We start from the raw sequence: 23,770 nt of genomic DNA on the forward strand, positions 1-23,770 counted from the left end.
CATGGGACAAAAAGTTCATCCTACTGGTATTCGCCTAGGTATTTCTAAACCTTGGGTGTCTACTTGGTACGCGAATACTAAAGATTTTCCTGAAATGCTTTTTGGTGATCACAAAGTACGTACATTCCTTACTAAGGAATTGAAAGCGGCTTCTGTGTCTAAAATCATCATCGAGCGTCCAGCTAAATCAATCCGAGTAACAATTCACACGGCTCGCCCTGGTATTGTTATCGGTAAAAAAGGCGAAGACGTAGAGAAATTACGTCTTGTAGTATCTAAAATTGCAGGTGTACCGGCTCAGATCAACATTTCTGAAATCCGTAAACCAGAATTAGATGCAAAATTAGTTGCTGACAGCATCGCATCTCAGCTTGAGCGTCGCGTTATGTTCCGTCGCGCTATGAAGCGTGCGGTTCAAAATGCAATGCGCATTGGCGCTAAAGGTATCAAAGTTGAAGTTAGCGGTCGTCTAGGCGGCGCTGAAATCGCACGTTCTGAATGGTATCGTGAAGGTCGTGTACCTTTACATACTCTTCGTGCAGATATTGATTATTCAACTTCTGAAGCTTTAACCACTTATGGCATCATCGGTGTAAAAGTTTGGATCTTCAAAGGCGAAGTGATCGGTGGTTTACCACTGAAACAACAAGAGCAAGAGAAGCCGGCCAAACCACGTGCACCGAAGAAAGCCAAAAAAAGTGCTAAGTAGAGGTAGCGAGTAATGTTACAGCCAAAACGTACAAAATTCCGTAAAATGCACAAAGGCCGCAACCGTGGTCTAGCGCAAAACGGTAACAAAGTAAGCTTCGGTAGTTTCGGTTTGAAAGCTACTGGTCGTGGTCGTATGACTGCTCGTCAAATTGAAGCAGCTCGTCGTGCTATGACACGTCACGTTAAGCGCCAAGGTAAAATTTGGATCCGTGTTTTTCCTGATAAACCAATCACAGAAAAACCGCTTGAAGTTCGTATGGGTAAAGGTAAGGGTAGCGTTGAGTACTGGGTTGCTGAAATTCAGCCAGGCCGTGTACTTTATGAAATGGAAGGTGTTTCTGAGCAAATCGCTCGTGAAGCATTCGACCTTGCTTCTCGTAAATTACCATTCAAGACAACTTTCGTAACTCGGACGGTGATGTAATGAAAGCTAGTGAACTTAAAGACAAAAATGTTGAAGAGTTAAATACTGAACTTTTAGCTTTACTTCGTGAGCAATTCAACTTGCGCATGCAGTCAAGCACTGGTCAATTAGCTCAAACTCATTTGCTAAGAACAGTACGTCGCGATATCGCGCGTGTTAAAACAGTTATTAACCAGAAGGCAGGTCAATAATGAGCGATACAATTCGTACTCTTCAAGGCCGTGTAATCAGTGACAAGATGGAGAAATCTTTCGTTGTTGCTATTGAACGTCAAGTGAAGCACCCAATCTATGGTAAATTCATCAAACGTACAACTAAGTTACACGTACATGACGAAGCAAACGTAGCTAAAACTGGTGACGTGGTTACAATCCGCGAATGTGCACCAATTTCTAAGACAAAATCTTGGACTTTAGTTAGCGTTGTTGAAACAGCTAAAGGTTAATTTTTAAATTAACGTTTAACTGAAAAAGTCCTGCCATCTGGCAGGGCTTTTTAATAGCTAAAATATGGAACTAAACCAATACTTTCATACTCATAAAGTAACTAAATGAGAAGGAATTGGTGTGTTTAAAGGAAATTATAGTTCATGGATTATCTCAATAGGACTCCATGTTGTTCTCATAATTGTAATCGCAAAGCAGTCACTTCCTGCTCCAAATTCAGATGCTGTAACGATTATGAAAGCTTATGTAATTGTTAATCTTGCTTCTTTGCCCGCTATCACACCCTCACCACTTACAATCGCTACACAAGAAGTTAATTCCAAGACCAAGCATACGGTTAAAAAAGATCAAGCATTAATAAACAGCTCAGCAAAAGATAACCAATTGAGCGAGGTCAAGCAAAGCGACAATCAATCAAAGCATTCAGAACAGTTAGCAGTAGCAAAGCCAAGTGAGGCATCATTAAAAAAAGAACCTGCGCTTGTGGCATCGCCAGCGGTAGCATTTGAAAACAAGAAAGCTGGTTTTAAAAAGCTAAATCCTTATGCACTTTTACCAAAAAAATCAGCCGGAAACGTTTCAAATCAAGATATTGTGATGTTTGAACATGTAAAGCAACAAGCAGTTGAAGAAATAACAAGCAATGATCGAATTACGGTGCCAAAAGAGCATTTGAATGATGAAAGAGCAGAAATTATTTCTACTAGCGGTGGCGGGACAAAACGGGTAGAAAAGTGGAGAGGGAAGTGTTATGACATTGACTTGACAAGTGTATTTGGTCAAGCGGGTATGCCTCAGGGAGGGCCTAGGCTCTGCCCTGGTGAGAAGTCAGACAATCAAGTTCTTTTTGAGAAAAGTATGAACAAATGGAGTCGATTTAACCAAAGGAAATAGGTTTTCTGCCAGTGCCATTACTGGGTGCTTTTGGCTGATTATTTTTTTGATTTTGTGCTTGTTTGTTATTTTTAGCCTTTGTTGGCTGTTTGCTTTTTGTTGGTTTATTAGCTGCTTGTTGAGGCTCGCTTATCTGCTCTTCTTCTCTTGGGCTTGCAACAGAACGCTCAGCAGGAATAATGCCTTCAGCTAGAGTTATTTCAAATAGCTCACCATCAAACTGTAAAATATCGCCGCCATAAATTTTTTTACGTTTTTGAACACAGACTTCGTCATTGAGACTAATAAAGCCATTGGTGATAAGCATTTTTGCCTGGCCACCACCTTCAACTAGATCCAATATTTTAAGGAGTTTACACAGCTCAATTGGCTCTTCTTCTAGTTCGATGATGATATTTGCAGTGGACATTAGGTGCTCATTTGTAAGGTTGGTATCAAAAGTAGTGCTAATTATACCTGAGTTAAAAATAACTTACGCACAAATGCTTGGTTTTCTTTTTCTCGCGAGTGATTGTCATTAAGCGATCACTTTAAGGGCGTAAAGTGCACCGTCTTAGATCTTGATTGCACTGAGTTAGTTCAAGTTATCAATTGTTACATTTGTGTACCTTTACATGCTAAGGCAAAAGGCGTAAAAATATGGTCAAGCATGTATAAAAATAAAATTTAATAGTTGGAATGAAGTTTGCTTTGTTGAGTTTAGGCTTAAGTATTCAAATGCAGAATCAACCAATCATTATCACTAAATATTGCGAATAAGGAGTGAATTATGGGGATCCGACTTTCACTTAAAAAAGAGTTGATGGGTAATGCCCAAGGTCAAGTTACCGCCGAAGATATCCGACAAGGATTATCATTAGCCATGAAAGTTGAACCTGCTCTGAGTCGAATTAACTTTGAGTTGATGTCACGTTTTAACGACAATCATGCCAAATTACAGTATCAGCAAACCCCTTGTGAGCCAGAGCTCATTGCACAAAAGCATCGTTTATTTAATGAGTTGATGTATTCAAAAGAGCACATGCAATCTTGGGTGCAAAATAATGGTGGCGATATTTCACTATAATTTTTATAAATTACTAATAAAAAGGAGCTTAGCTCCTTTTTTGCTTTTTCAAGTAGCTATTTTGGTATTTTTAACTTAGATTACACCTGTAATCTAAGTTTGGAGCCTTCAATGAAATTGCAATTATTGCTTGTAGCTACTTTATTATTAACTGCCTGCCAACAACGACCTCATATTTATATCACTAATCAAGGCTATAGCGATGAGCAGGTTAACCGATTGCTCGATAGTATTAATAAACTTGATGCTGATATCACAGTGACTGATTTAAGCGTACCTGAGGAGTTTTCAGATACTGCAATTTTAATGCATCCCGTGTCGCACGATCCTGTATTACTGGCTCAAATTGAACGCGCTTTGCTAGAAGCTCAATTTACTATGCCGGATTATTACCCTTTTGCTAAAGGTTTACACTTTTATAATCAATCGAGTGTTGGTGTGTATTTGCGTAATCCCGCGTTAACAAATTATTATAAAATGCCACGTTATCTTCGAACACAATACTGTAACTGGGCCGATGCAACGGCCGCTTTTTTGCCAAATGGTCAATTTGTATTTGAGTACGAATTAATAAACCAAAGCAAAAAAAGCGATAAGAACAAAGAAGATGACTTTGACTTGCAAAAGCTTGAAGGTGAGTGGTCGTTTGCAAATAATGGGCAATTACAACTTAAAAGTGAGCTGCAAACAATACAGCGTTATTTATTGAGTCACGCTGAGCGCGACACTTTTTTTGGTATGCGACCTGCTGATATTTTTACTCCTCAGTTACAAAGTGATAAGTTATTTTTAAATTGTGAATTAGTAATTATTTATGGTGAATAAAAGAGGAGTATTAATGTTATCTAAGCATGTATTTATCGCTAAAAAGTACGTAACAAAATTAATATCGCGCGTTATGATTTGTATGAGCCTTGGTTTGGTATCGTATGTGCAAGGAGTCGAAATGCCACAATTGAGCGAAGAAGAACAAGTAACAGTGCAAATTGTTGATTTGCAACTACAGGCTTATAACAATCAGAATATTACCGCTTTTGCAGCCACATATCATGATGATGTTGAAATTCATGCCTTTCCCGGCGGATTGCAATATCAGGGTAAAGACGAGTTAATTAAGCATTATGGTAAAAAGTTTGCCGAATTAAAATGCCTTAATGCCAGTTCGTTAACGCGTATGGTGCAAGGGCGATTTTTAGTTGATCATGAACTTGCACAGTCTTGCAGTAAAAAAGCTGGAGAAGTAGACCAAAGCATTAAAGTCATTGCAGCTTATGAAATTGTTGATGGCCTAATTAAACGCGTAACGTTTATGCGTTAATTCGCCCTGTTAGCTATGAAAATATTTGCCGATAAATTAATGGCTTAGGTAGTAAACTTAATTCAACACGCATTAGTAAAAAGGCTTCACTAGGAAGCCTTTTTGATATGGCGCAATGTTAGTTTTTAGTCGCTTTGTAGCTTAACTTAACATCAGCATATGGTAAGAAACCACGAGTACGGACAAACCATTTACCTTCAGCAGGTGCATCAAAGTGGCAGCTTTCATTGGTACCCCAAACATACGGGCGGCAATCATATTTGAAAAAGCCTGGTTGCTGACCTTGGCGTACATATAAATCTGCTTCGCCTCGACCGCCACTGATACTAATGGTTAAGTTGTCAAAACCTGCAGGTAAGTCAATTTGATAGTTATTCCACCAAAACCAACCCGTTAAACCAGTAATTTCACCTTCAAAAACTGTTGGTTCAGCTTTAGTTTTAACTTCAATGATGATTGGATCATGGTCAGATGCTCTATAAGCATTGCTGGCATATAAACTCGTTTTTTGCTGTTCAGTTTTATATTCAAGGTTGTAGTCAAGAATGATAGGTTCATCAGCATTGATATGCCAATCTGTAATACCAGTCACTTTTTCAGCCATAGTGCTACTTGCAAGCGCATGATCTAAGCTACCCATTAAGCCTTGGTAAATATATGAGTAATCATAGGTATTACCATGTATGGCTTTTTTAAGGTTAATAAAGCCGTTTGCTTCATAAGTTGTGATAGGGTCTTCCATGGCGTAGGCATTCATATCACCTAAAATAACCACGTCACTATCAGCTACATTGGTGGGTGTTGTTGCAATCCATTGTGTTAATTGGTTTACCGCATTAACACGGGTGGCATTCCAACAGCCTTGGCCATCACCTGAGTCCACATCGCCATCAGTTGCTTTGCTACAACTTCCTTTTGAACGTAAATGGGCAACAACAACTGAAAAAACTTCATCATGTGATAAATCTTTGAAGCTTTGCATCATAGGTGGGCGATTGCCATAATCAAACGGTTCAGCAGTAGTAAATGCCGCTTGGCCAACTTGTTCAACCCGATTCGTGCGATATATCATTGCAGACATAATTTGGTCAGTGCCGACTTGCTCAGCATTAAAATCAACAAAAGCAAATTGATTTTCACCTGCTACGGCATTAAGGCCATTTACTAAATCTTGCACTGCGCTTTGGGGACCAAAGCCGTCATTTTCCATTTCCATCAAGCCAATCACATCGGCATCAAGTGCTAAAATCGCGGTGATTATTTTGTCGCGTTGGCGCTCGAACTCAGCAAGTGAATCTGCACCTCGGCTAGTTGGGAAACCTGCACCTTGGCCATCACCATTAAAATAATTGAGTACGTTAAAGCTCGCGATCCGTAAATCACCTACTTCTGGTAAATCAATGATTTCAGGGCGTGGATTGCTAGCAACAAAAGTAGGCGTCACAGTAGGTTGAATGCGGTATTGGCTAAAGCTATACGATAAAATCCCCGCTAAACCTGTAACCTGATCACCGGCACGAAGTGAGTTGTAGGCATCAAGTGCAGGGCTTGGGTAGGCAATAGGGTCGCTGTTTTGCACATTTGATGCATCATCAAGCGTGATTACTTTTAATAGATTTGCCGCTTGAACTGCTTTTGCTGCATCACCTGGAGTGGCAATTTGAGTTGATTGATACAAGCGCTCAGTGGCCAGTTTTAATTCACCAAAGCGACCAAGGCCATAATTATCAGCCACAAACAATGGCTGATTTAAAGCAACACTCATACCTTCAAATGCTTCGAGGTCAGTAAGTGAATTTACCGGTAGTGAGATTTGTGTTGCAGCAGGTACTTCGGCTGTACCACAAAGAGCTAAAGCCGTGACGGTATTTAATTGGGTCTCGTTATACGTTTCTTTGACGGTCGCGCGAATACGAACAAGGTCGCCTACATTAACGTCATCTGCGGTATAAGCTACAAAAATCCCTTCTGATGTCAGTGGGTCAAGGTCGGTATTATTTACTGTTTCTTGAATGAAAAAGCCTTTAAGCTGATCAGCACCTTGAAAATCAGCAGTGACTACTGCTTCCACTTCAACCACTTGGCCTACTAATGGACTGTCGTTTCCTGCGCCTTGAATGGCATGAATACGGCTCACATCATTACCACATGTGAGAGGTTCAACTGGGTCTACTGGATCTGTGCCGCCATTGCCGCCCGCATGTTGTCCTAAACCTGAGAAATCATCTTTAGCAAAATTTTCCCATTCGGCATCAATAACAAACTCAGTACTTGCATCAGGACGGCCTGAGCTGATTGAATCTTTACGACGTAGCGAGCGATCACTACTTGCAACACCATTATTATTCCAGTTTGAACCAGGGTCGAAACCTATTTGGCCAAAACTATCGACTATTACACCTGCTTTTTCGAGCGTAATGGCATCATCACCATTAAACCAGCTGCCACCCTCGGTCATATTCGCCAGTGCTAATAACTCAGATACACCGCTTGAGTGAGCGATCACAAAAGTACCTTTTGCTGCAATGTCACCCGATAACGTAATGGTGCGGCCAGCTGTGGTTGCACCATTAAAAAAATATTTTAGCTGGTAATCAGCCAAGCTAATTGCGCTGTCACCTGAGTTGTATAACTCAATAGCTTTGTTATTACTGCTACCTTCGACATATTCAGAGATGAATATTTCAGCATGAAGTGGAGCCACAGTAGCTGCAATAAAAGCAGCAAGCGGTGCCAGTTTTAGTTTTGACATTATTATTTTCCTGTTGTTAGACAACATATGTTGATTGCGTGAAAGAAAGCCCCATAAATGGAAAGCCAGTGTAAAAACCCTAAGTTACATTTTCATTACAATTTGCGCAATATGAGGAACAATTAAATTAGTAAGATTACCGAAGTTAAAATTCAGGATGTTTTATTCTTATTTGTCGAATAGAGAGCAAATATTATCTTATATATAGGAGTGATTGTTTTGTTTTTAGATGGATTGTTATTAAATAAAAGAGCGGGTGAACCCGCTCACACAGCATTTAACCTGAAATATTTTTTGTGATTACAATACTTAATCGTTTACATAACCTAGCCAGATTTGCTCGGTCAAGTTGTAGCTCAAGCGCTGCGGCGCTCATTTTACCTTGGTGTTTATGTAGGGCTGTGATTATCATTTTTCGTTGAAAAGTAAGTGTTGCATCCTTGAGTGAGCAGTTTGGAGTACCCTCAATGTTTAATAAGTCAGCGGGCTGTTTTTGCAACAATACAGCTTTAGTATCTTGCAATAATGTATCTAAACAATCTTGCTGTTCAAGGGTCACTAAATAGTTGCTTTGGTTGCGAGCTTTGGCGCGCAAAGTTGCTCGGTTAATTAAATGCTCTAGCTCGCGCACATTACCGGGCCAGTTATAGTGGGTTAATTGTAGTTGCAGTCCTGCACTCATTTTTAATTGGGTTAAGCCAAATTTGCGACGGGCTTGTTCTAAAAAAAAGCCAATTAACAAATGGACGTCACCTTCGCGATTGCGCAGCGCAGGAACTTCAATGGGGTAGGCACTTAAACGATGGAATAAGTCGGCCCGAAAACGGCCTTCAGCCACCTCCGTTTTAAGGTCGCGATTAGTGGCAGCAACAACTCGCACATCAATTAGTTGTACTTGGTCTTGGCCAACAGGCTGGATTTCATTATTTTGCAGCACTCTTAATAATTTACTTTGTGCAATTAATGGCAGCTCGCCTATTTCATCAAGGAAGATTGTGCCACCGTGCGCTAGGGCAAATTTACCTGCTCGATTGTTTAGTGCACCGGTAAATGCGCCCTTTACATGGCCAAACAATTCACTTTCGATCAGTGTTTCTGGTAATGCGGCACAGTTAACATAAACCAAAGGTTGGTGATTGCGTAGCGACGATTGATGCAGCGTTCGCGCGACTAGCTCTTTACCCACACCTGTTTCACCATAAACTAGAATCGTTAAATCTGATCCCGCCGCGATCTGAATATTATTTTTTAAATTCTGCACCGCCGGGCTTTGTCCGATGATTTCACCGCCATCTTTTTGCCACGCCTCTTGAGTGAGTTCGGCGACCACCTCTTGGTTGTGTTTCGCCAACAGTTCGAGTTGCTCAAGATTCATAGCGGTATTAAGCGTTGCCGCAGCCATTGCAGCAATAATATCGAGGGTGCGCTCATTGATATTGCTAAAAACATGGGGTGCCAAGCTATCGAGGGTGAGTACCCCTATCAGCTTATTTTGAGCAATTAAGGGGAATCCCATGCATGAGTGCATGGGTAAGTCGTCGTCGCGATCAAGTAACAACCCATCATAAGGATCAGGCAGTGGGCTGTTGTGTTCAAAGCGCACAATACGCTCGGCTTGCGTGATAATGGCAAATCTTGGATGTTCATTTATTACAAAGCGACGGCCTAATGTATCCCGACTAAGCCCTTGCATCGCAACCGGTTTTAAATGATTGCCCTGTAAAATTAACAAGGCTATAGCATCGCAGAGGATTGTTTTACGAATGGTATCGAGCAATCGTTCAAAGCGATCTTGGTTATTTAAGCTTTTAGTTAAATCGAGCGCTAATTCAACCAGTGCACTATTGGAAATGGTCATTATCTGATCCAAACGATTTTTTTATAGTGTAGCTTAGTTTTGAGTCAAAAAGACACGTTGTTAATTTAATGACTTAATAAAAAATGAGTCATTAAGACTCTTTTTATTTTTGTTTAAATTTAAGCATCTGATTTTTAACGGTTAAATTGTTGGCATTCTGATTGCTATAGCAGGGCATAGACTCAGAACAATTTAAGGTTTTAATAATGGTGTTTATAGAAGGGCACACCGCACCGAGCGAAGCGCAACTTAGGCGTTGGCTCACCATTGCCAACTGGAGCATGGTATTAAATCTCTGCTTGTTTGGTATTTGTTTATTCATGAGTTACGCCATTGCAGACTATCTCAGTTTGTACCTGCAAATTGCAGCACATTTAGCGACTATTATTTTTGCTGGTGTTTTTAAGCTTGCGTATGTATTGCGTTGCTTTGCTTTATATAACCTAGGTAGCACGGCGTTTTAAAATGAATAAATTAATAATGCCAAGTGGGCAAGTAGCGAGCAGCCCAGAGGATAGCAAGAGATCGCCAAGCCGCTTATTTTTATCTCACTCGCTACTGAGTATGGCTTTTAGACCGCTCTTTTTACTAGCCAGTATTGTGAGTGTGTGTGTTTTACTTATGTGGCTTGGGTTGTTAAGTGGGGCTTTACTAACTGTTGGGCCAAATTTAACGGCTGTAGTGTGGCATAGCCATGAAATGGTGTATGGGTTTGCTGCAACGGTAGCGGTGGGATTTTTATTGACCGCAGTGCAAACTTGGACCAAGCGCTCAACCTTACCTCCTGCTGCTATGTTGTGTTTAATTGCACTTTGGTTGAGTGTGCGAGTTTCATTTTGGCTGCTCGAAAAAGAGCTTGGCTGGTTTATTTTACTGTTGCAAGGTAGCTGGTGGTTATTGGTGCTTTATCACTTAGCTAAACCTATTTGGCAAAGCCGTAATCGTCGTAATTACGTGTTTGTTGTGCTGCTAAGTATGATGATGCTGCTTAATTTAGCTGTGTTGTACAGTGATTTAATTGCTCAAAATGCTCAGTTAGCACTTCATCTTGTTAGAACCAATATTCTGCTCTTTACACTATTGATAGGCTTGCTCGGTGGGCGAGTTATTCCATTTTTTACGCAATCGGGCTTAGCTCGTATTGGTATGATATTGACGCCTCGACTGACGCCAAAAATACTCGAAGTCACTTTGTTATTAAGTTCATTACTTGGTGTTTTGGGGTTTTTTGTCAGTTATTTTATCGAACTCTATTTTAGCCCTGGTTATTTAATGCTGGGGTCTGGCTGTTTGCATTTGATGCGAATGACTTACTGGCATTCTTTTCAGAGCATAAAAGTGGCCTTGTTATGGTCGTTGCATCTGTCGTATTTCATCTTAGCGTTGGGCCTAATCTTACTTGGTTTAAGCTACTTTTTACCTGCACTTAATTTTAGTAATGCATTACACATTATCACTATTGGCGCGGTTGGTTTGATGATCCTCACCATGATGAGCCGTGTTTCATTAGGTCATACCGGTCGTGCCCTTGTGGTATCTCGTTTCATGGTTTTAGCATTTGCTTGTTTGATTTTGGCTACTTTCGCTCGTTTTACTTTGGTTTTGCTGCAGCTTTATTGGTGGGCTTGGAGTGTGAGTGCTGCGCTTTGGATTGTGGCATTTCTACTCTTTATAAAAGTGTATTTACCTATTTTATTTGCGCCTCGTCATAGTTGATGGGGCTTAGTTGTGTTTAATTTTTGAGGAAAACTATGTTAAACGACATGCAGTTACAATTGATTAAAAGCACTTTAGGTGTGCTTGAAAGTGCAGGGCCAAAATTAACCGCTCATTTTTATCAGCGATTGTTTCATCATCACCCAGAGTTACAGCATATTTTTAATATGAGTAACCAAAAGTCTGGCCGCCAGCAAGTTGCACTCTTTGAAGCCATTGCCGCTTATGCCAAAAATATTGAAAATGTCGCGGTATTAGTGAATGCCGTTGAACGAATAGCTCAAAAGCATACATCAATGAATATTCAAGCGGCACATTATGCCGTAGTGGGCATGCATTTGCTGGCAACTCTCGAAGAGCTGGCGCCAGAGGTGTTTAATACAGAAGTGTTAGCTGCGTGGGCGGCAGCTTATCAAATATTGGCAGATATTTTTATTGCTCGCGAAGCACAATTATACCAAGAGCGTGCCGATGCAAACGGTGGCTGGCAAGCTACGCGACAATTTGTTGTGGCTGAAAAAATCGTTGAATCTGAACTAGTAACAAGTTTTGTTTTCACAGCCAAAGATGAGCGAGCTGTATTAGCTTATTTGCCAGGCCAATACATTGGCCTACAAGTGCGGCCAACGCACAGTGAGTACAATGAAATTCGCCAATATTCACTTTCACAAGCGAGTAATGGCAAAAATTATCGTATTTCGGTTAAGCGTGAACAAAGCCCGTTTGTTGGTGTGGTTTCAAATTATTTGCATGATGAAGTCAACCTAGGCGACGAAGTGAGTTTATATCCGCCTGCGGGGGATTTTTATTGGCAAGACCGTGCATCTCCTGTGGTATTAATTTCAGCAGGAGTCGGGATTACCCCTATGTTTGCCATGCTCGAAACATTAGCCAAGCAAGGTTATGGTTATGAAGTCAGTTTTTTACACGCTTGTGAAAATCAAGCGCAGCATAGTTTTGCCAGCCAAAGTGAGGCGTTGTGTCAGCGGCTAAATGCTCAGCGGTTCACTTGGTATCGCGAAGGTGTCACGCAGCTCCCCATTTTTAGTGGGCAGATGGAGTTAGCGCCATTAGCTAGTAATTTACCATTACATGATGGGCACTTTTATTTGTGTGGTCCAATTGGATTTATGCAAGCTATCTTCAGGCAATTGATTGCGCTTGGCGTTGTAGCTGAGCAAATTCATTACGAGGTTTTTGGACCCCACCAAGGAATGTAAACTAGCTTTCACTCGATTGCTTACTGAGCTTTGCGGCTCAGTAACTACTGGCCGATAAGTTTCTTTTTAATTTATACGAATGCATTTTTGCTTAATTAATTGGAATTAGCTGCAATAAATAAAGATAAAGAAGTTGCGATAATTGCAATAGAAGCTGATTTAGGTCAAAGGCTTTGTGGTGGTATTGACTAAGCTTAGCAATATAGCCAACTACTGAGCTTGTAAATGAAAACTGCACCATTAATCCGTAATTTAAAAATCATCATGTTTTGTGGTATTGGTTTGATTTTGTTGGGACATTATTTGCTAACGGGTTTGGCAATTAATGAAACTATGGGGGTAAAAGGCATTATCATTATTGCGGCGTGTATCGCATTAGGACTAATTATGTCTTTGCCGACCAAAATTTATCTAACAATTTTGCTGATGCAAAATGAGCAAGCGCAGCATAAATAAATACTGCGCTTGTTACTTTTAGTTTTTAAAACTATCTTGCCCCAATTGTACTGACTCATAACGTTTGCCTGAGAGCTTAATCAGCCAAATGCTATCAGCAACATTACGACTAAAATAGACTGTTTGACCATTTGGGATGTTAGGCATAAACGAGGTAATGGATTCCCACTTGCCATCGACTTTATCTTTCAGTTTCATCGCCGCATTATAATGGGCGCCGTCAGGTGTGGTTAGCACTTCAAGTGCGGTTAACCTTTCGGTGCTGCCCATTTCTATTAAGGCTGTTTTTCCTAGCGCTGCGAGTAGCCTTGGTTGGTGAATAGGCGCTTTAGATTTCAGGGTTTCCTCTATTTTACTGTCGATGGTGATCTCGCTTTCTAGCTGATAAATATCGGCTTTAACCGCAAAAACAGGTTCAGCCTGCGCCATAGTACCGGCGAAAGTGAGCGTTGTGACCATAGCGAGTAGGTATTGTATTTTGATCTTCATATTGGTGTTTTCCATCAGTTTTTGAGGTGACAAGCATAACCGTTAGTGGTTTCGAATAAATCATAACCTTCTAATATTCATGATATTCTTGTTATTCACAGTAATGAATCACTCGTTTTAGGCTAGGTCTGGCGTCGCTTTTTAGCGATAATACACCAAATAATAATAACGAGGGCAATCGTCATATGCCGCCATTAGGAATAGAACTGAAGCGACTGCGCGTCGAAAGAAAGTGGACCCAAGCGTTTGCGGCCAGAGAGATAGGGATTCAGCAGTCGTATTTATCTAAACTTGAAAATGGCCAATTCTTACCCTCTGAGGAAGTGATTGATAAACTATCGCTTTGTTATGGTGTCGCGTTAACAGAGTTTATTCCACAGACAGTTCAAGCTGTAAATCCGCTAGACCGTTTCACTAAAGTGTCTGCTTTTGTGCTGTTACTGGCTTTGCTTTTGTGGTTGTGTGCACAGTTTGAGCTTTTTTATCCTGAGACTTATTTTACCTACCAAGCTAAACAAGCTCAGTTTTGGGTAGTGAATGTGACACAGTTTTATCGTGGAGAGAGATTCGTCGAGGGTGATGTGATTTATGAGATTGTGGGTGAGCGAAGAGTGAGTCGGTTTGAGAATCGGGTTATTTTAGTGCTTTCTTATTTGCTGGCTTTAGTTGGTGGCGTATTGTTGGCTAGCAAGCGTTTTTTAAACCGCTAAAATGTAAAAATAGACCATGCTTAAAATAAAAAAGGGCCTTTTAGGCCCTTAGAAAGAGACGGATGGATTAGGTTAATTCCATCTCTTGAATAATTTCGTGCGCAATTTCAGGTGTGGTACTGACAGGCTTTTCATGAAGGTTAGCCTTTAATTGGCCTTTGCGGTGTTTAAGTGCAGCGTCTAACTTTTTGGCTGCAGAGGCAATCGCAGGATACATAACATCATTTTCGCCAGTTGCTGAGATGCGAACGCCTTCATAAATGGTACTGATTTCAACCTGGTGTTGATTGTGTTCCTTCGAAATAATAATGTCTAATGCAATCAAAGATGGAAAGTGTGTAGCGATTTTCGAAAACTTTTCTCCGACATGTTCTCTAACTGAAGCAGTAACGTCGACATGATGACCAGAAACATTTATTTTCATAGCTTTTCCTTTTTATTGTTACTTCACTATCTAAGTTTGGGGTAACTTGACTAAAACACAAGCTAAGAACCGATATTATTTGATGTGAATCATCAAAAATGAGAGTTTTGGCGTAGTTTTTTGCTGCTGGGATGAGTTATAAGATATTGAAATTATAGATTTGTTTATAAAATGAGCAGGCTTGAAAAATTGTGATTTTATTAAATAAGGCTCAATACATTAATTGAGCCTTACAGAGTTACTGCGTTTTTTTGCAAGGCGTTAGTCCAATAAAGCAGACACAATAAAATAAGGATTGAGGTACTGTGCTTTTTGGTTATAGGTCAGGGGGCTGCCATCAATTTGTGTAATGCTTGCACCAGCAATTTCGGCAACTGCATGGCCCGCTCCGGTATCCCATTCAGAAGTAAGGCCCAATCGAGGATAGATATCGGCTTTGCCTTCTGCAACTAGGCACAGCTTAAGTGAGCTGCCTTTTGGTACCATGTCAACCGCTTCAAATTGCTCTAAATAAGCGGCTAAATCTGGCGATGGATGTGAGCGGCTGCCCACCACACGAATTAAACCTTTATTGGCTTTTTTAGTGACTTTAAGCGAATGAATGCCTTGGCTGTCTTGTTTAAATGCTCCAAGACTTGCTTCGGCAAAATAGGTTTCATTTAACGCCGGTGCATCAACAACCCCTAAAACCGGTTTACCTTGTTTGATCAAAGCAATATTAACCGTGAATTCGCCATTTTTTTTGATGAACTCTTTCGTGCCATCAATTGGGTCAACCAACCAATATTCCTCCCACGTTCGGCGCTCTTCCCAGCTAATATCGGCACTTTCTTCACTGAGGATGGGTAGGTGTGGTGTTAATGCTTTCAATCCTTTAACAATCACCGCGTGGGCTGCTAAATCAGCGTCGGTAACTGGGCTGTCATCACCTTTATATTCGATATTAAAATCTTTTTGATAAATGATCATTGCTGCTTCACCGGCAGCTTTGGCAATCGCGACGACTTGGTCGAGCAAGTGGTGTTGGTTCATTTGCTTATCCAATAATGTGTTGTTGTTTTAAATAACTAACTAACTGAGCAACTGAGTCACTTAATTGATTTTTACTGGTATCTAATACAATTTCAGGATTTGCCGGTATTTGGTATTCTGAATCTATACCGGTGAAATGTTTAATTTCACCTGCACGCGCTTTGACATAAAGCCCTTTAGGATCGCGCTGCTCACAAACAGCTAAAGGCGTATCTAAAAATACTTCTATAAACTCACCCTCAGCCACTAGATCCCGCACCATTTTGCGTTCTGCCGCAAAAGGAGAGATAAAAGCAGTTAGCACCACTAAACCAGCATCGAGCATCAGTTTTGCAACTTCACCGACGCGACGAATATTTTCTTGGCGGTCGCTATCGCTAAAAGCTAAATCTTTACATAAACCGTGGCGCACATTGTCACCATCAAGCAAATAGGTATGCACACCGGCTTGATGTAGCGCATGCTCAAGGGCACCTGCAACAGTGCTTTTGCCTGAGCCAGAAAAGCCAGTAAACCAAATGATGCAAGGGCGATGTTGCTTTTGTTCACTGCGGTCTTGTTTCGAAACAGCATAATGCTGCCATACAATATTGTTATCCATCATAAAACCTTATTTAAATGGAAAGACTATCGGGATTAATGTCAGCACTGTAATAGAGTAAACCAGCGACATTGGCACACCAATAGTAAAATAATCTTTAAGGCGATAATTACCCGCGCTGTACACCATTAAGTTTGTTTGATAGCCAAATGGTGAAATAAAACTGGCCGAAGCGCCAAATGCTACCGCCATTACATAAGGTAATGGGTCAACACCAAAACCAATCGCTAGCGAATAAGCGACAGGAAAGGAAAGTGCGGCGGCGGCATTATTAGTAATGAGTTCGGTAAACATAACGGTCATTAAGAAAATCGCGATAAAAGCGCCATAAGGGCCAAAGTCACCTAAAACATACAGCATGGCATTAGATATTTCAGATGCTACACCTGTGCCTATCATCAATTTAGCAAGGCCAATAGCGCTGCCGACTACCACTAAAAGTTCTAGCGGAAAACGACGTTTTACTTCGTTGACTCGAACAATACCGCAAAGTAAGTAGGCAATCAGTAAAACCAACAAACCTTTGACTAATGGCACTATGCCTGCGATACCAAGGCCGAGAGTCACTACAAAACTGGCAAGCACAGCAAACGATTTTTTATCGTTGAGATGAGATTGCAAATCGAGACCTGAAATATAAACAAACTCACGTTTTAAGTCAGGTACGTCATAAAAGCTAGGGCTTGGTGCTAAGATCAGTGAATCACCAGCTTGCAAACGAATTTTACCTAAACCACCTTGCAGGCGGTCATGACCACGGCGAATTGCAATGACAGCCGCATTAAATTGTTCACGAAAGCGTGCTTCTTTAAGGGTTTTCCCAATGTTTTTCGACGAATGGCTCACCACCACTTCAACTAAATGTTCAATGGTCATCTCGTGTTTATCGTGCACCACTTTTAAACCATCAAATTGGGTCAATAGCGGCACCGACTTAATATCACCGACAAACAGTAAAACATCGCCTTGTTGCAGTACCTCTTTAGGTGATACCGCGACAATACGTTGCTCTGCCCGTAATATTTCGGCTAAAAACAAGTCTTTTAAGTCACGTAAGCCATTTTGCTCAACACTTTTACCAATCAGTTTTGAGCCCGCTTGAATTTTACCTTCAACATAAAAAGGCACGACTTCTTGGTCATTACGGCCGTTGTCGGGCAAAAAGCGAACTAAAAATAGCAAACTGATTAAACCAACGGTAAAAACAGCTAAACCGACAATGGTAAAATCAAAAAAACCAAGCGGTGCCATGCCTGCCTCAATGGCAAAACCATTAACGATTAAATTTGTTGAAGTACCGATCAGGGTTAATGTACCACCTAAAATAGCGGTATAACTGAGCGGGAGTAATAGCTTAGATGGTGAATGGGTTGGATTATCTTTTACTGCTGAAATAAGCGTTGCTACAACCGCAGTATTGTTGGTAAAGGAAGATAAAAACCCAGTAGAGATCCCAAGTTTAGCTACGGTGCTTAACAAGTTGCCTTTTGCTAATACATGAGACAACTTTTGCACTAAAGTCGTTTTTTCGATGCCAATTGAAACAATCACCAATAAAATTAATGTGATTAAAGATGGATTGGCAAAATTAAGCAGCATTTGTTCAAGTTCAATTAAGCCTGTTAAAAAACAGGCTCCAATTGCTGCTGCGAACAGCCATGCTGGCTTGATTTTCGTGCCGAATAAACACCCAACAAGCGTGAGCATTATGCCGGTTAATACAAGTTGCTGATACATCATGGCGTGTTCCAGGCTGGGCCGAAGCCCAGTTGACTATTAAAGCTTAGCAATGTCAATGGCTTGCCAGTGCGGATAGTGTTTACGAATGAACGCATTGAGTTCAATTTCTTGCTCACTAAAACGATCATTACGTGTTTCTGGCGCTAAAACGTGCTCAATCATACCTGCTGCAACCGTTAAATTGCTTAAGCGGTCGATCAGGATAAACGAACCCGTTTCTTGGTTTACTTTATATTCATCAGCCAAGACGTTGCCCGTGAGCTCTAACATCACAATCGCAATTTCGTTTAGTTGTAACGAATCGGCATGGCCTTGCTGTAAGGTATTTACATCAATGGTATGTTCGATTTGTTTAACAACAGCGGTCGTTTTTTTGCTACTTAATTTAATGTTGTAGCTTTTACCTAATACTAATGGCGCTTCGTGCATCCACACCAATTTTGCTTGGATGCGGTTACTAACCGTTGCTGCCGAATTTGCAGGTACAATCACATCGCCGCGGCTGATATCAATTTCTGAGCTCAACGTTAATGTAACAGCTTGGCCCACTTCTGCGCGTGTTAAGTTACCATCGAAAGTCACAATCTCTTTAATCGTTGATTGCTTGCCTGACGGTAAAACTTTAATTGCATCGCCAACATTAAACTCGCCTGAGGTGATAGTTCCTTGAAAACCGCGGAAATCTAAATTTGGACGAATAACATATTGCACCGGTAAACGAGGCTCTGAAACCACATTTGCAAGTGTTGCTGGCGATTCTTCTAGCAATGCCAATAGCGGTAAGTCAGTGTAATACGGAGTATGGGCTGAACGCGTTACCACGTTGTCGCCTTTTAATGCTGACATTGGCACAAACTTAATGCTTTTAACGTTAAGTTGTTCTGCAAATTTTAAATATTCAGCTTTGATGCGCTCAAATACCGCTTCGTCAAAGTTAACGATATCCATTTTGTTAATCGCAACTACAAACTGTTTAATGCCTAACGAGTCACAAATAAAACTGTGACGTTTGGTTTGAACTTGCACGCCATAACGGGCATCAACCAAAATAATGGCTAAATCACTGTTTGATGCGCCAGTTACCATGTTGCGAGTATATTGCTCATGGCCAGGTGTATCAGCGATGATGAACTTACGCTTTGCAGTTGAGAAATAACGATACGCCACATCAATTGTGATGCCTTGTTCACGCTCAGCTTGAAGGCCATCCACTAATAATGCTAAATCAAGCTCAGCGCCTGCATTACCTACTTTTTCATTATCTTTATGCAGCGCTGCAAGTTGGTCTTCATAAATTTGGTGACTATCGTGCAGTAAGCGACCAATTAAGGTTGATTTACCGTCATCTACGCTGCCACAGGTTAATAAACGAAGTAAGCTTTTATCTTGTTGGCGCGCCAAATATGCTTCAACGCCTAATTCTTTAACTTCGTTGATAGTGTCGTTGGTTTTAGACATTAGAAATAACCCTCACGCTTTTTCTTTTCCATTGAACCCGCAGAATCGTGGTCAATCACTCGGCCTTCACGCTCTGATGAGGTTGAAAGCAACATTTCTTCAATAATTCCAGCCAGTGTATCGGCTGTAGATTCAACCGCACCAGTCAGTGGGTAGCAGCCAAGGGTTCTGAAACGAACCGATTTCATTTGTGGTACTTCACCTTCTTCAAGCGGCATACGGTCATCATCAACCATAATTAATGTGCCATTACGCTCAACAACTGGGCGTTCTTTTGCAAGGTATAAAGGCACCATGTCGATATTTTCTTGGTAGATATATTGCCAAATATCGAGCTCAGTCCAGTTTGATAATGGGAAAACACGAATGCTTTCGCCTTGATTCACCTGGCTGTTGTAGGTGCTCCATAGTTCTGGGCGTTGGTTTTTTGGATCCCAGCTATGATTTTTGTCACGAAATGAATAGATTCGTTCTTTAGCGCGCGATTTTTCTTCGTCCCGACGAGCGCCACCAAAGGCTGCATCAAAACCATATTTATTTAACGCTTGTTTTAAGCCTTGGGTTTTCATGATGTCAGTATGTTTGGCCGAACCATGAGTAAATGGACCGACACCCATTGCTAACCCTTCAGGGTTTTTGTGCACAATAAGGTCAAAATCGTATTCTTTTGCTAAACGGTCACGAAACTCAATCATTTCGCGAAATTTCCAATCGGTATCAACATGTAAAAGTGGAAAAGGGATTTTAGCTGGGAAAAACGCTTTGCGTGCTAAATGTAATAACACTGAAGAATCTTTACCAATTGAATAAAGCATTACTGGGTTTTCAAACTCAGCAGCGACTTCACGCATAATCTTAATGCTTTCAGCCTCTAACAGCTGAAGGTGTGTTAAAGCCATGGTTGATTTTCCTACCAATAGTTAAAATTAATTTGTTACACCACATCTGTTAGTGGTTGAGCAAAACTGCTCGTTTGCGCTTGTTGACCAAACCAAGCGAGCTGCGAATGTAGCTGGGCTACTTCACCAATAATTAATAATGCCGGTGATACAATGGCATGTTGGTCAATCAGTTGTGACAACTGACCTAAGTGGCCTGTGACAACACGCTGATTTTTACGAGTACCATTTTCAATAATGGCAACGGGTGTATTGTGTGCTCTACCATGCTCAATTAGCTTTGCTTGTATATACGGCGATTTTACCACGCCCATGTACACAGCTAACGTTTGATGTGGCTGCGCTAATGAACGCCAATCAAGGTCTTGGCCGTCTTTTTTACAATGACCAGTTACAAACTGAATTGCTTGAGCATGATCGCGATGAGTAAGCGGAATGCCAGCATACGCAGCACAACCTGCCGCCGCCGTGATCCCTGGTACTATTTGATAAGCCACTTGGTACTCAGCTAAAACTTGTACTTCTTCACCACCACGGCCATAAATAAATGGGTCACCGCCTTTAATTCGGCACACTTTTTTGCCTTCTTTAGCTAAACGCACCAGCATTTGGTTGGTATCGTGTTGCTCAACACTATGGTCGCCCATGCGTTTACCAACACAAATCAAATCAGCATCACGGCGCACTAGCTCCATAATTTCATCAGAAACCAAGTAGTCATATACCACTACATCAGCTTGTTGCATCAGTTGCAGGGCTTTAAGAGTAAGTAATTCTGGATCACCGGGGCCTGCACCTATAACATACACTTCACCTTTTGGAGCTGCTGTATCGTCCAGCATGATATGAAGTTGCTGTTTCGCTGCGGCAATATCACCGGTTTGCACTTTACTCACTACATTGGAATCAAATACTTTTTCCCAAAATTGGCGACGGTCAGAAAACTGTTTAAAGCGTTGTTTCACTTGAGTGCGAAAACTGCCAACTAACTCAGCTAATGGCCCGATATGCTGTGGAATGAGCGTTTCGAGTTTTTCGCGCAAGCGGCGTGCCAGTACGGGGGCGGTGCCAGCGCTTGAAATCGCAATAGTAATGGGGTTGCGATCAACAATAGATGGAAATATAAAGGTGCATTTTGGTTGATCATCAACCACATTAACAAAAATATTGCGTTCATTGGCCGCATCAAACACCGCTTCATTCACGGCGTTAATGTCTGTCGCAGCAATAACCAGCATTTGCCCATCAAGCTGTGCAGGGGCAAAATAATCGTGGACCAGTGTGACAATATTTTGTTCGGCCAGTTCGAGGAGCTCTTGGCAAAAATCTGGTGCAACTAGAGTGACTTTGCCTCGCGCTTGTAAAAGTGCGCGACATTTTCGCAGTGCAACTTCACCACCACCGATGACGAGCACCGGTTTATTATCTAATTTGGTAAAAATGGGTAAATACTGCACGACAACCTTCCTCAATAAACGCTGACATAGCCACTTGTTTGACTATCACCATGGCAGAATATGCTGGCCGATAACAAGAAAAAAATAACTTAAAATGCGGCTATATTCCTAAAAGTTATATATCAACTTCCCTTTTGGTTTAAGAACCTGATTATAAGGTCTTGCGGCGATATTTTGCATTAAAAAACCCATTCATCAAGACCTAGAGTGTTTGGTTATGAGATATGCTTTTTAGCATTATTGCATTGCTATGATGGTGCTTTATTTCAGACAATCTATTGCGTATTACTACTAATTATTTTCGTTCGATCAAATCCCATTTATTGCCATATAAATCGCTAAAAACAACCACAGTTGCGTAACTTTCTTCACGGGGTTGCTCTAAAAAAGTCACTCCTGCTAATGTCATGGCGTGGTAATCACGCCAAAAATCATCTGTTTGCAAAAATAAAAACACGCGTCCGCCTGCCTGCTGGCCAATTGCTGCTATTTGCTCTGGAGTTGATGCTTTAGCTAATAGCAATGCACTGCCTTGTTGAGTGCTAGGAGCAACTTGCACCCAGCGTTTACCCGCACCTAAATCGGTGTCTTCTATTAGTGAAAAACCAACTTTTTTAGTATAAAAGTCAATTGCTTCATCGTAATCAGTTACTAATAAACTGATGTTGGCAATGTGTTGATCCATAAATCGCTTAATTTGATTATTGTAAATCAATGATTGTAATCAATTTTATGTAGCATGATAGTCTACAAGTGATTAAATTATTATATTGATTAAAAACAGGGAGTGAAATTTGATGTTACTGGAAACAAGTAGATTGCAACTTCGGCCGATGCAGCCTAGTGATTGGTCATTCTTTTATCTATTACATACTCAGCCACAAGTTATGCAGTTTGTGGCTGATTTAGAAAGTGAAGAAAAAATTATGGCTCGCTTTAATACACGCAGCCAACCTTGGTCTAAAGAAGATAATAGCTGGTTAACCCTGAGTATTGTAGAAAAAGAAAGTGGTCAGCTTGTTGGTTTTTCGGGGTTTTTGTCTCGTTGGAGTGATTATAAAAAAGCAGAAGTTGGTTTTTTATTTGCGCCGCAATTTCAAGGGGTAGGGTATGGCTACGAATCTTTAAAGGCAGTGCTAGAGTATGCTTTTTTAAAGTGTGGCTTTCATAAAATGACAGCAACAGTAACCGAGGGAAACACAGCATCAGTCGCCTTATTACAAAAGGCTGGGTTTAATTTAGAGGGGCGCTTAGTTGATAACTACCAAATTGCTGGGCGCTGGTGTAATGACTTGTTGTTTGCACGTTTTAATCAGTAGTAATGAGGTGCCTAACAATCATACAGGTTGCTGCAGGCCCGGCTGCTAATGAGTTTATTGAGTTGCTCAATAATAAGTTCTTTATGAACTGATTGATTTGAAACATGAATATAGGTTGGCAGCTTTTCAAGCGATTTAAACTCAATATCTGCGGGTTTCAGGTGTTTTTCATCATGAAAATCGAGCATTTCACGCTCTTTTATGTAGCCTATGTGATGGGCAACTCGACCTAGCGCAAAAAGCTCTAACGCATCAGGGCCATTTTTTAAATCAACAAACTTAAATCCTTGGTCGCTCAATAAAATGCGATGTCCTTCGTAGTCGTAACTGCGAATGGCTGAAATGGTACGTGAATCAGGTAAGTTTTTATTGGATGCAATAGCTAAGTTAATATAGTGAAATTGTGGTTGAATAACGGTTGATTGACCGATTAATGCTTTGGTTGAAGCTATGTTTAACAGCATATCGACTTCGCCTTTAGCAAAGAGTTTATAAAGGCGAGCTGGGTCAACACAGTTAATATTTAGCGAAAGCGAAGTAAACATAAACAGTTTTTTTAGTTGTTTAACAGCAGGTCCATCACATTGGCCTTTTGCATTAATAATGATGTCCGGAGGAAAATCATACAACCCAAATGTCACTGTTTGGTATTTATCAGCCATTAGCGTTGGGCTAACAACAAGTAAACATAGCGTGATTATATGCGTTAAGAATCGATTCACTGCAAGCCTGAGATTAAAGTTAATAAGATCAAAAAGTGAAGTTTTATATTGATGTGTT

The 23,770-nt window shown here is 40.9% G+C and carries 27 protein-coding genes; 14 read left to right on the plus strand and 13 right to left on the minus strand.

Translation table 11 applies throughout. From position 1 onward, the window contains the following. Window position 1: 1 nt before the first annotated feature. The 5 genes from rpsC (at window position 2) to PTUN_RS00685 (ending at window position 2,475) form a co-directional block, all read left to right on the plus strand. Entirely contained in the window at window positions 2-709 is a 708-nt protein-coding gene (gene rpsC / locus PTUN_RS00665) for a 30S ribosomal protein S3 (RefSeq protein WP_009839228.1), read from the plus strand. 12 nt (window positions 710-721) lie between these two features. Continuing rightward, window positions 722-1,135, plus strand: coding sequence for a 50S ribosomal protein L16 (rplP, locus tag PTUN_RS00670; protein WP_009839227.1), 414 nt, complete (start codon window positions 722-724; stop codon window positions 1,133-1,135). Further along, entirely contained in the window at window positions 1,135-1,326 is a 192-nt protein-coding gene (rpmC, locus tag PTUN_RS00675; RefSeq protein WP_009839226.1) for a 50S ribosomal protein L29, read from the plus strand. Before rplP ends, rpmC begins: the two co-directional genes overlap by 1 nt. Then, window positions 1,326-1,580 (plus strand): 30S ribosomal protein S17, encoded by a 255-nt coding sequence (gene rpsQ / locus PTUN_RS00680; protein ID WP_009839225.1) that lies wholly within the window; start codon window positions 1,326-1,328, stop codon window positions 1,578-1,580. The genes rpmC and rpsQ overlap by 1 nt, the downstream gene beginning before the upstream one ends. A gap of 121 nt (window positions 1,581-1,701) precedes the next feature. After that, on the plus strand, window positions 1,702-2,475 hold the full coding sequence (locus tag PTUN_RS00685; protein WP_040644047.1) for a hypothetical protein: 774 nt from the start codon (window positions 1,702-1,704) through the stop codon (window positions 2,473-2,475). Here the strand turns inward: PTUN_RS00685 and PTUN_RS00690 are convergent. Further along, the gene (locus tag PTUN_RS00690) at window positions 2,459-2,884 is read right to left on the minus strand and encodes an RNA-binding S4 domain-containing protein (protein WP_009839223.1); all 426 of its coding nucleotides are present in this window, start codon (window positions 2,882-2,884) and stop codon (window positions 2,459-2,461) included. The two genes, PTUN_RS00685 and PTUN_RS00690, sit on opposite strands and share 17 nt — an antisense overlap. A gap of 360 nt (window positions 2,885-3,244) precedes the next feature. On the opposite strand from PTUN_RS00690, the gene PTUN_RS00695 reads away from it, so the two are divergent. From PTUN_RS00695 to PTUN_RS00705, 3 genes are all read left to right on the plus strand, one after another. Continuing rightward, window positions 3,245-3,541 (plus strand): hypothetical protein, encoded by a 297-nt coding sequence (locus tag PTUN_RS00695; RefSeq protein WP_009839222.1) that lies wholly within the window; start codon window positions 3,245-3,247, stop codon window positions 3,539-3,541. 111 nt (window positions 3,542-3,652) lie between these two features. Next, window positions 3,653-4,366, plus strand: a complete 714-nt coding sequence (locus tag PTUN_RS00700; RefSeq protein WP_009839221.1) for a hypothetical protein — start codon at window positions 3,653-3,655, stop codon at window positions 4,364-4,366. A 13-nt stretch (window positions 4,367-4,379) separates the two neighbouring features. Further along, window positions 4,380-4,859, plus strand: coding sequence for a nuclear transport factor 2 family protein (locus tag PTUN_RS00705; RefSeq protein WP_232285019.1), 480 nt, complete (start codon window positions 4,380-4,382; stop codon window positions 4,857-4,859). A 118-nt stretch (window positions 4,860-4,977) separates the two neighbouring features. Here the strand turns inward: PTUN_RS00705 and PTUN_RS00710 are convergent, their stop codons facing one another. Both PTUN_RS00710 and norR read right to left on the minus strand, forming a co-directional pair. After that, window positions 4,978-7,611, minus strand: a complete 2,634-nt coding sequence (locus PTUN_RS00710) for an ExeM/NucH family extracellular endonuclease (RefSeq protein ID WP_009839219.1) — start codon at window positions 7,609-7,611, stop codon at window positions 4,978-4,980. A 277-nt stretch (window positions 7,612-7,888) separates the two neighbouring features. Beyond that, entirely contained in the window at window positions 7,889-9,469 is a 1,581-nt protein-coding gene (gene norR, locus PTUN_RS00715) for a nitric oxide reductase transcriptional regulator NorR (protein ID WP_009839218.1), read from the minus strand. 206 nt (window positions 9,470-9,675) lie between these two features. Here norR and PTUN_RS00720 point away from each other — a divergent pair, with 206 nt between their 5' ends. The 4 genes from PTUN_RS00720 to PTUN_RS00735 all read left to right on the plus strand — a co-directional run bounded on the left by PTUN_RS00720 (window position 9,676) and on the right by PTUN_RS00735 (window position 12,861). Further along, window positions 9,676-9,933 (plus strand): hypothetical protein, encoded by a 258-nt coding sequence (locus PTUN_RS00720; RefSeq protein ID WP_009839217.1) that lies wholly within the window; start codon window positions 9,676-9,678, stop codon window positions 9,931-9,933. 1 nt (window position 9,934) lies between these two features. Beyond that, window positions 9,935-11,185 (plus strand): NnrS family protein, encoded by a 1,251-nt coding sequence (locus tag PTUN_RS00725; RefSeq protein WP_009839216.1) that lies wholly within the window; start codon window positions 9,935-9,937, stop codon window positions 11,183-11,185. A gap of 35 nt (window positions 11,186-11,220) precedes the next feature. Then, a complete protein-coding gene (hmpA, locus tag PTUN_RS00730) occupies window positions 11,221-12,405 on the plus strand; it encodes an NO-inducible flavohemoprotein (protein WP_009839215.1) in 1,185 nt (394 codons plus the stop codon). 225 nt (window positions 12,406-12,630) lie between these two features. Then, window positions 12,631-12,861: a hypothetical protein gene (locus PTUN_RS00735; protein WP_009839213.1), complete on the plus strand. Its 231-nt coding sequence runs from the start codon at window positions 12,631-12,633 to the stop codon at window positions 12,859-12,861. An 18-nt stretch (window positions 12,862-12,879) separates the two neighbouring features. Here PTUN_RS00735 and PTUN_RS00740 read toward each other — a convergent pair whose 3' ends face one another. Further along, window positions 12,880-13,350: a hypothetical protein gene (locus tag PTUN_RS00740; protein WP_040644045.1), complete on the minus strand. Its 471-nt coding sequence runs from the start codon at window positions 13,348-13,350 to the stop codon at window positions 12,880-12,882. 185 nt (window positions 13,351-13,535) lie between these two features. On the opposite strand from PTUN_RS00740, the gene PTUN_RS00745 reads away from it, so the two are divergent. Then, window positions 13,536-14,060 carry a helix-turn-helix domain-containing protein gene (locus tag PTUN_RS00745; protein ID WP_009839211.1) on the plus strand — a complete coding sequence of 175 codons (525 nt, stop codon included), beginning with the start codon at window positions 13,536-13,538 and terminating at the stop codon, window positions 14,058-14,060. Window positions 14,061-14,127: 67 nt separating this feature from the next. Here the strand turns inward: PTUN_RS00745 and hpf are convergent, their stop codons facing one another. From hpf to PTUN_RS00785, 8 genes are all read right to left on the minus strand, one after another. After that, window positions 14,128-14,484 carry a ribosome hibernation-promoting factor, HPF/YfiA family gene (gene hpf / locus PTUN_RS00750; RefSeq protein ID WP_009839210.1) on the minus strand — a complete coding sequence of 119 codons (357 nt, stop codon included), beginning with the start codon at window positions 14,482-14,484 and terminating at the stop codon, window positions 14,128-14,130. 261 nt (window positions 14,485-14,745) lie between these two features. Then, on the minus strand, window positions 14,746-15,516 hold the full coding sequence (gene cysQ / locus PTUN_RS00755) for a 3'(2'),5'-bisphosphate nucleotidase CysQ (RefSeq protein ID WP_040644044.1): 771 nt from the start codon (window positions 15,514-15,516) through the stop codon (window positions 14,746-14,748). A gap of 4 nt (window positions 15,517-15,520) precedes the next feature. Continuing rightward, window positions 15,521-16,117 carry an adenylyl-sulfate kinase gene (cysC, locus tag PTUN_RS00760; protein ID WP_009839208.1) on the minus strand — a complete coding sequence of 199 codons (597 nt, stop codon included), beginning with the start codon at window positions 16,115-16,117 and terminating at the stop codon, window positions 15,521-15,523. 9 nt (window positions 16,118-16,126) lie between these two features. Then, window positions 16,127-17,854 carry an SLC13 family permease gene (locus tag PTUN_RS00765; RefSeq protein WP_009839207.1) on the minus strand — a complete coding sequence of 576 codons (1,728 nt, stop codon included), beginning with the start codon at window positions 17,852-17,854 and terminating at the stop codon, window positions 16,127-16,129. A gap of 39 nt (window positions 17,855-17,893) precedes the next feature. Further along, entirely contained in the window at window positions 17,894-19,315 is a 1,422-nt protein-coding gene (gene cysN / locus PTUN_RS00770) for a sulfate adenylyltransferase subunit CysN (RefSeq protein ID WP_009839206.1), read from the minus strand. After that, window positions 19,315-20,214, minus strand: a complete 900-nt coding sequence (gene cysD, locus PTUN_RS00775; RefSeq protein WP_009839205.1) for a sulfate adenylyltransferase subunit CysD — start codon at window positions 20,212-20,214, stop codon at window positions 19,315-19,317. Before cysD ends, cysN begins: the two co-directional genes overlap by 1 nt. Window positions 20,215-20,249: 35 nt before the next feature. After that, window positions 20,250-21,671, minus strand: coding sequence for a siroheme synthase CysG (gene cysG / locus PTUN_RS00780; RefSeq protein ID WP_009839204.1), 1,422 nt, complete (start codon window positions 21,669-21,671; stop codon window positions 20,250-20,252). A 295-nt stretch (window positions 21,672-21,966) separates the two neighbouring features. Beyond that, on the minus strand, window positions 21,967-22,356 hold the full coding sequence (locus PTUN_RS00785; protein ID WP_009839203.1) for a VOC family protein: 390 nt from the start codon (window positions 22,354-22,356) through the stop codon (window positions 21,967-21,969). A 112-nt stretch (window positions 22,357-22,468) separates the two neighbouring features. Here PTUN_RS00785 and PTUN_RS00790 point away from each other — a divergent pair, with 112 nt between their 5' ends. Then, window positions 22,469-22,990, plus strand: a complete 522-nt coding sequence (locus tag PTUN_RS00790; RefSeq protein WP_083781286.1) for a GNAT family N-acetyltransferase — start codon at window positions 22,469-22,471, stop codon at window positions 22,988-22,990. A gap of 11 nt (window positions 22,991-23,001) precedes the next feature. On the opposite strand, the gene PTUN_RS00795 is transcribed toward PTUN_RS00790, so the two are convergent. Continuing rightward, the gene (locus PTUN_RS00795; RefSeq protein WP_157579384.1) at window positions 23,002-23,712 is read right to left on the minus strand and encodes a hypothetical protein; all 711 of its coding nucleotides are present in this window, start codon (window positions 23,710-23,712) and stop codon (window positions 23,002-23,004) included. Between the last annotated feature and the right edge of the window lie 58 nt (window positions 23,713-23,770).

The organism is Pseudoalteromonas tunicata (assembly GCF_002310815.1).
Taxonomy (GTDB): domain Bacteria; phylum Pseudomonadota; class Gammaproteobacteria; order Enterobacterales; family Alteromonadaceae; genus Pseudoalteromonas; species Pseudoalteromonas tunicata.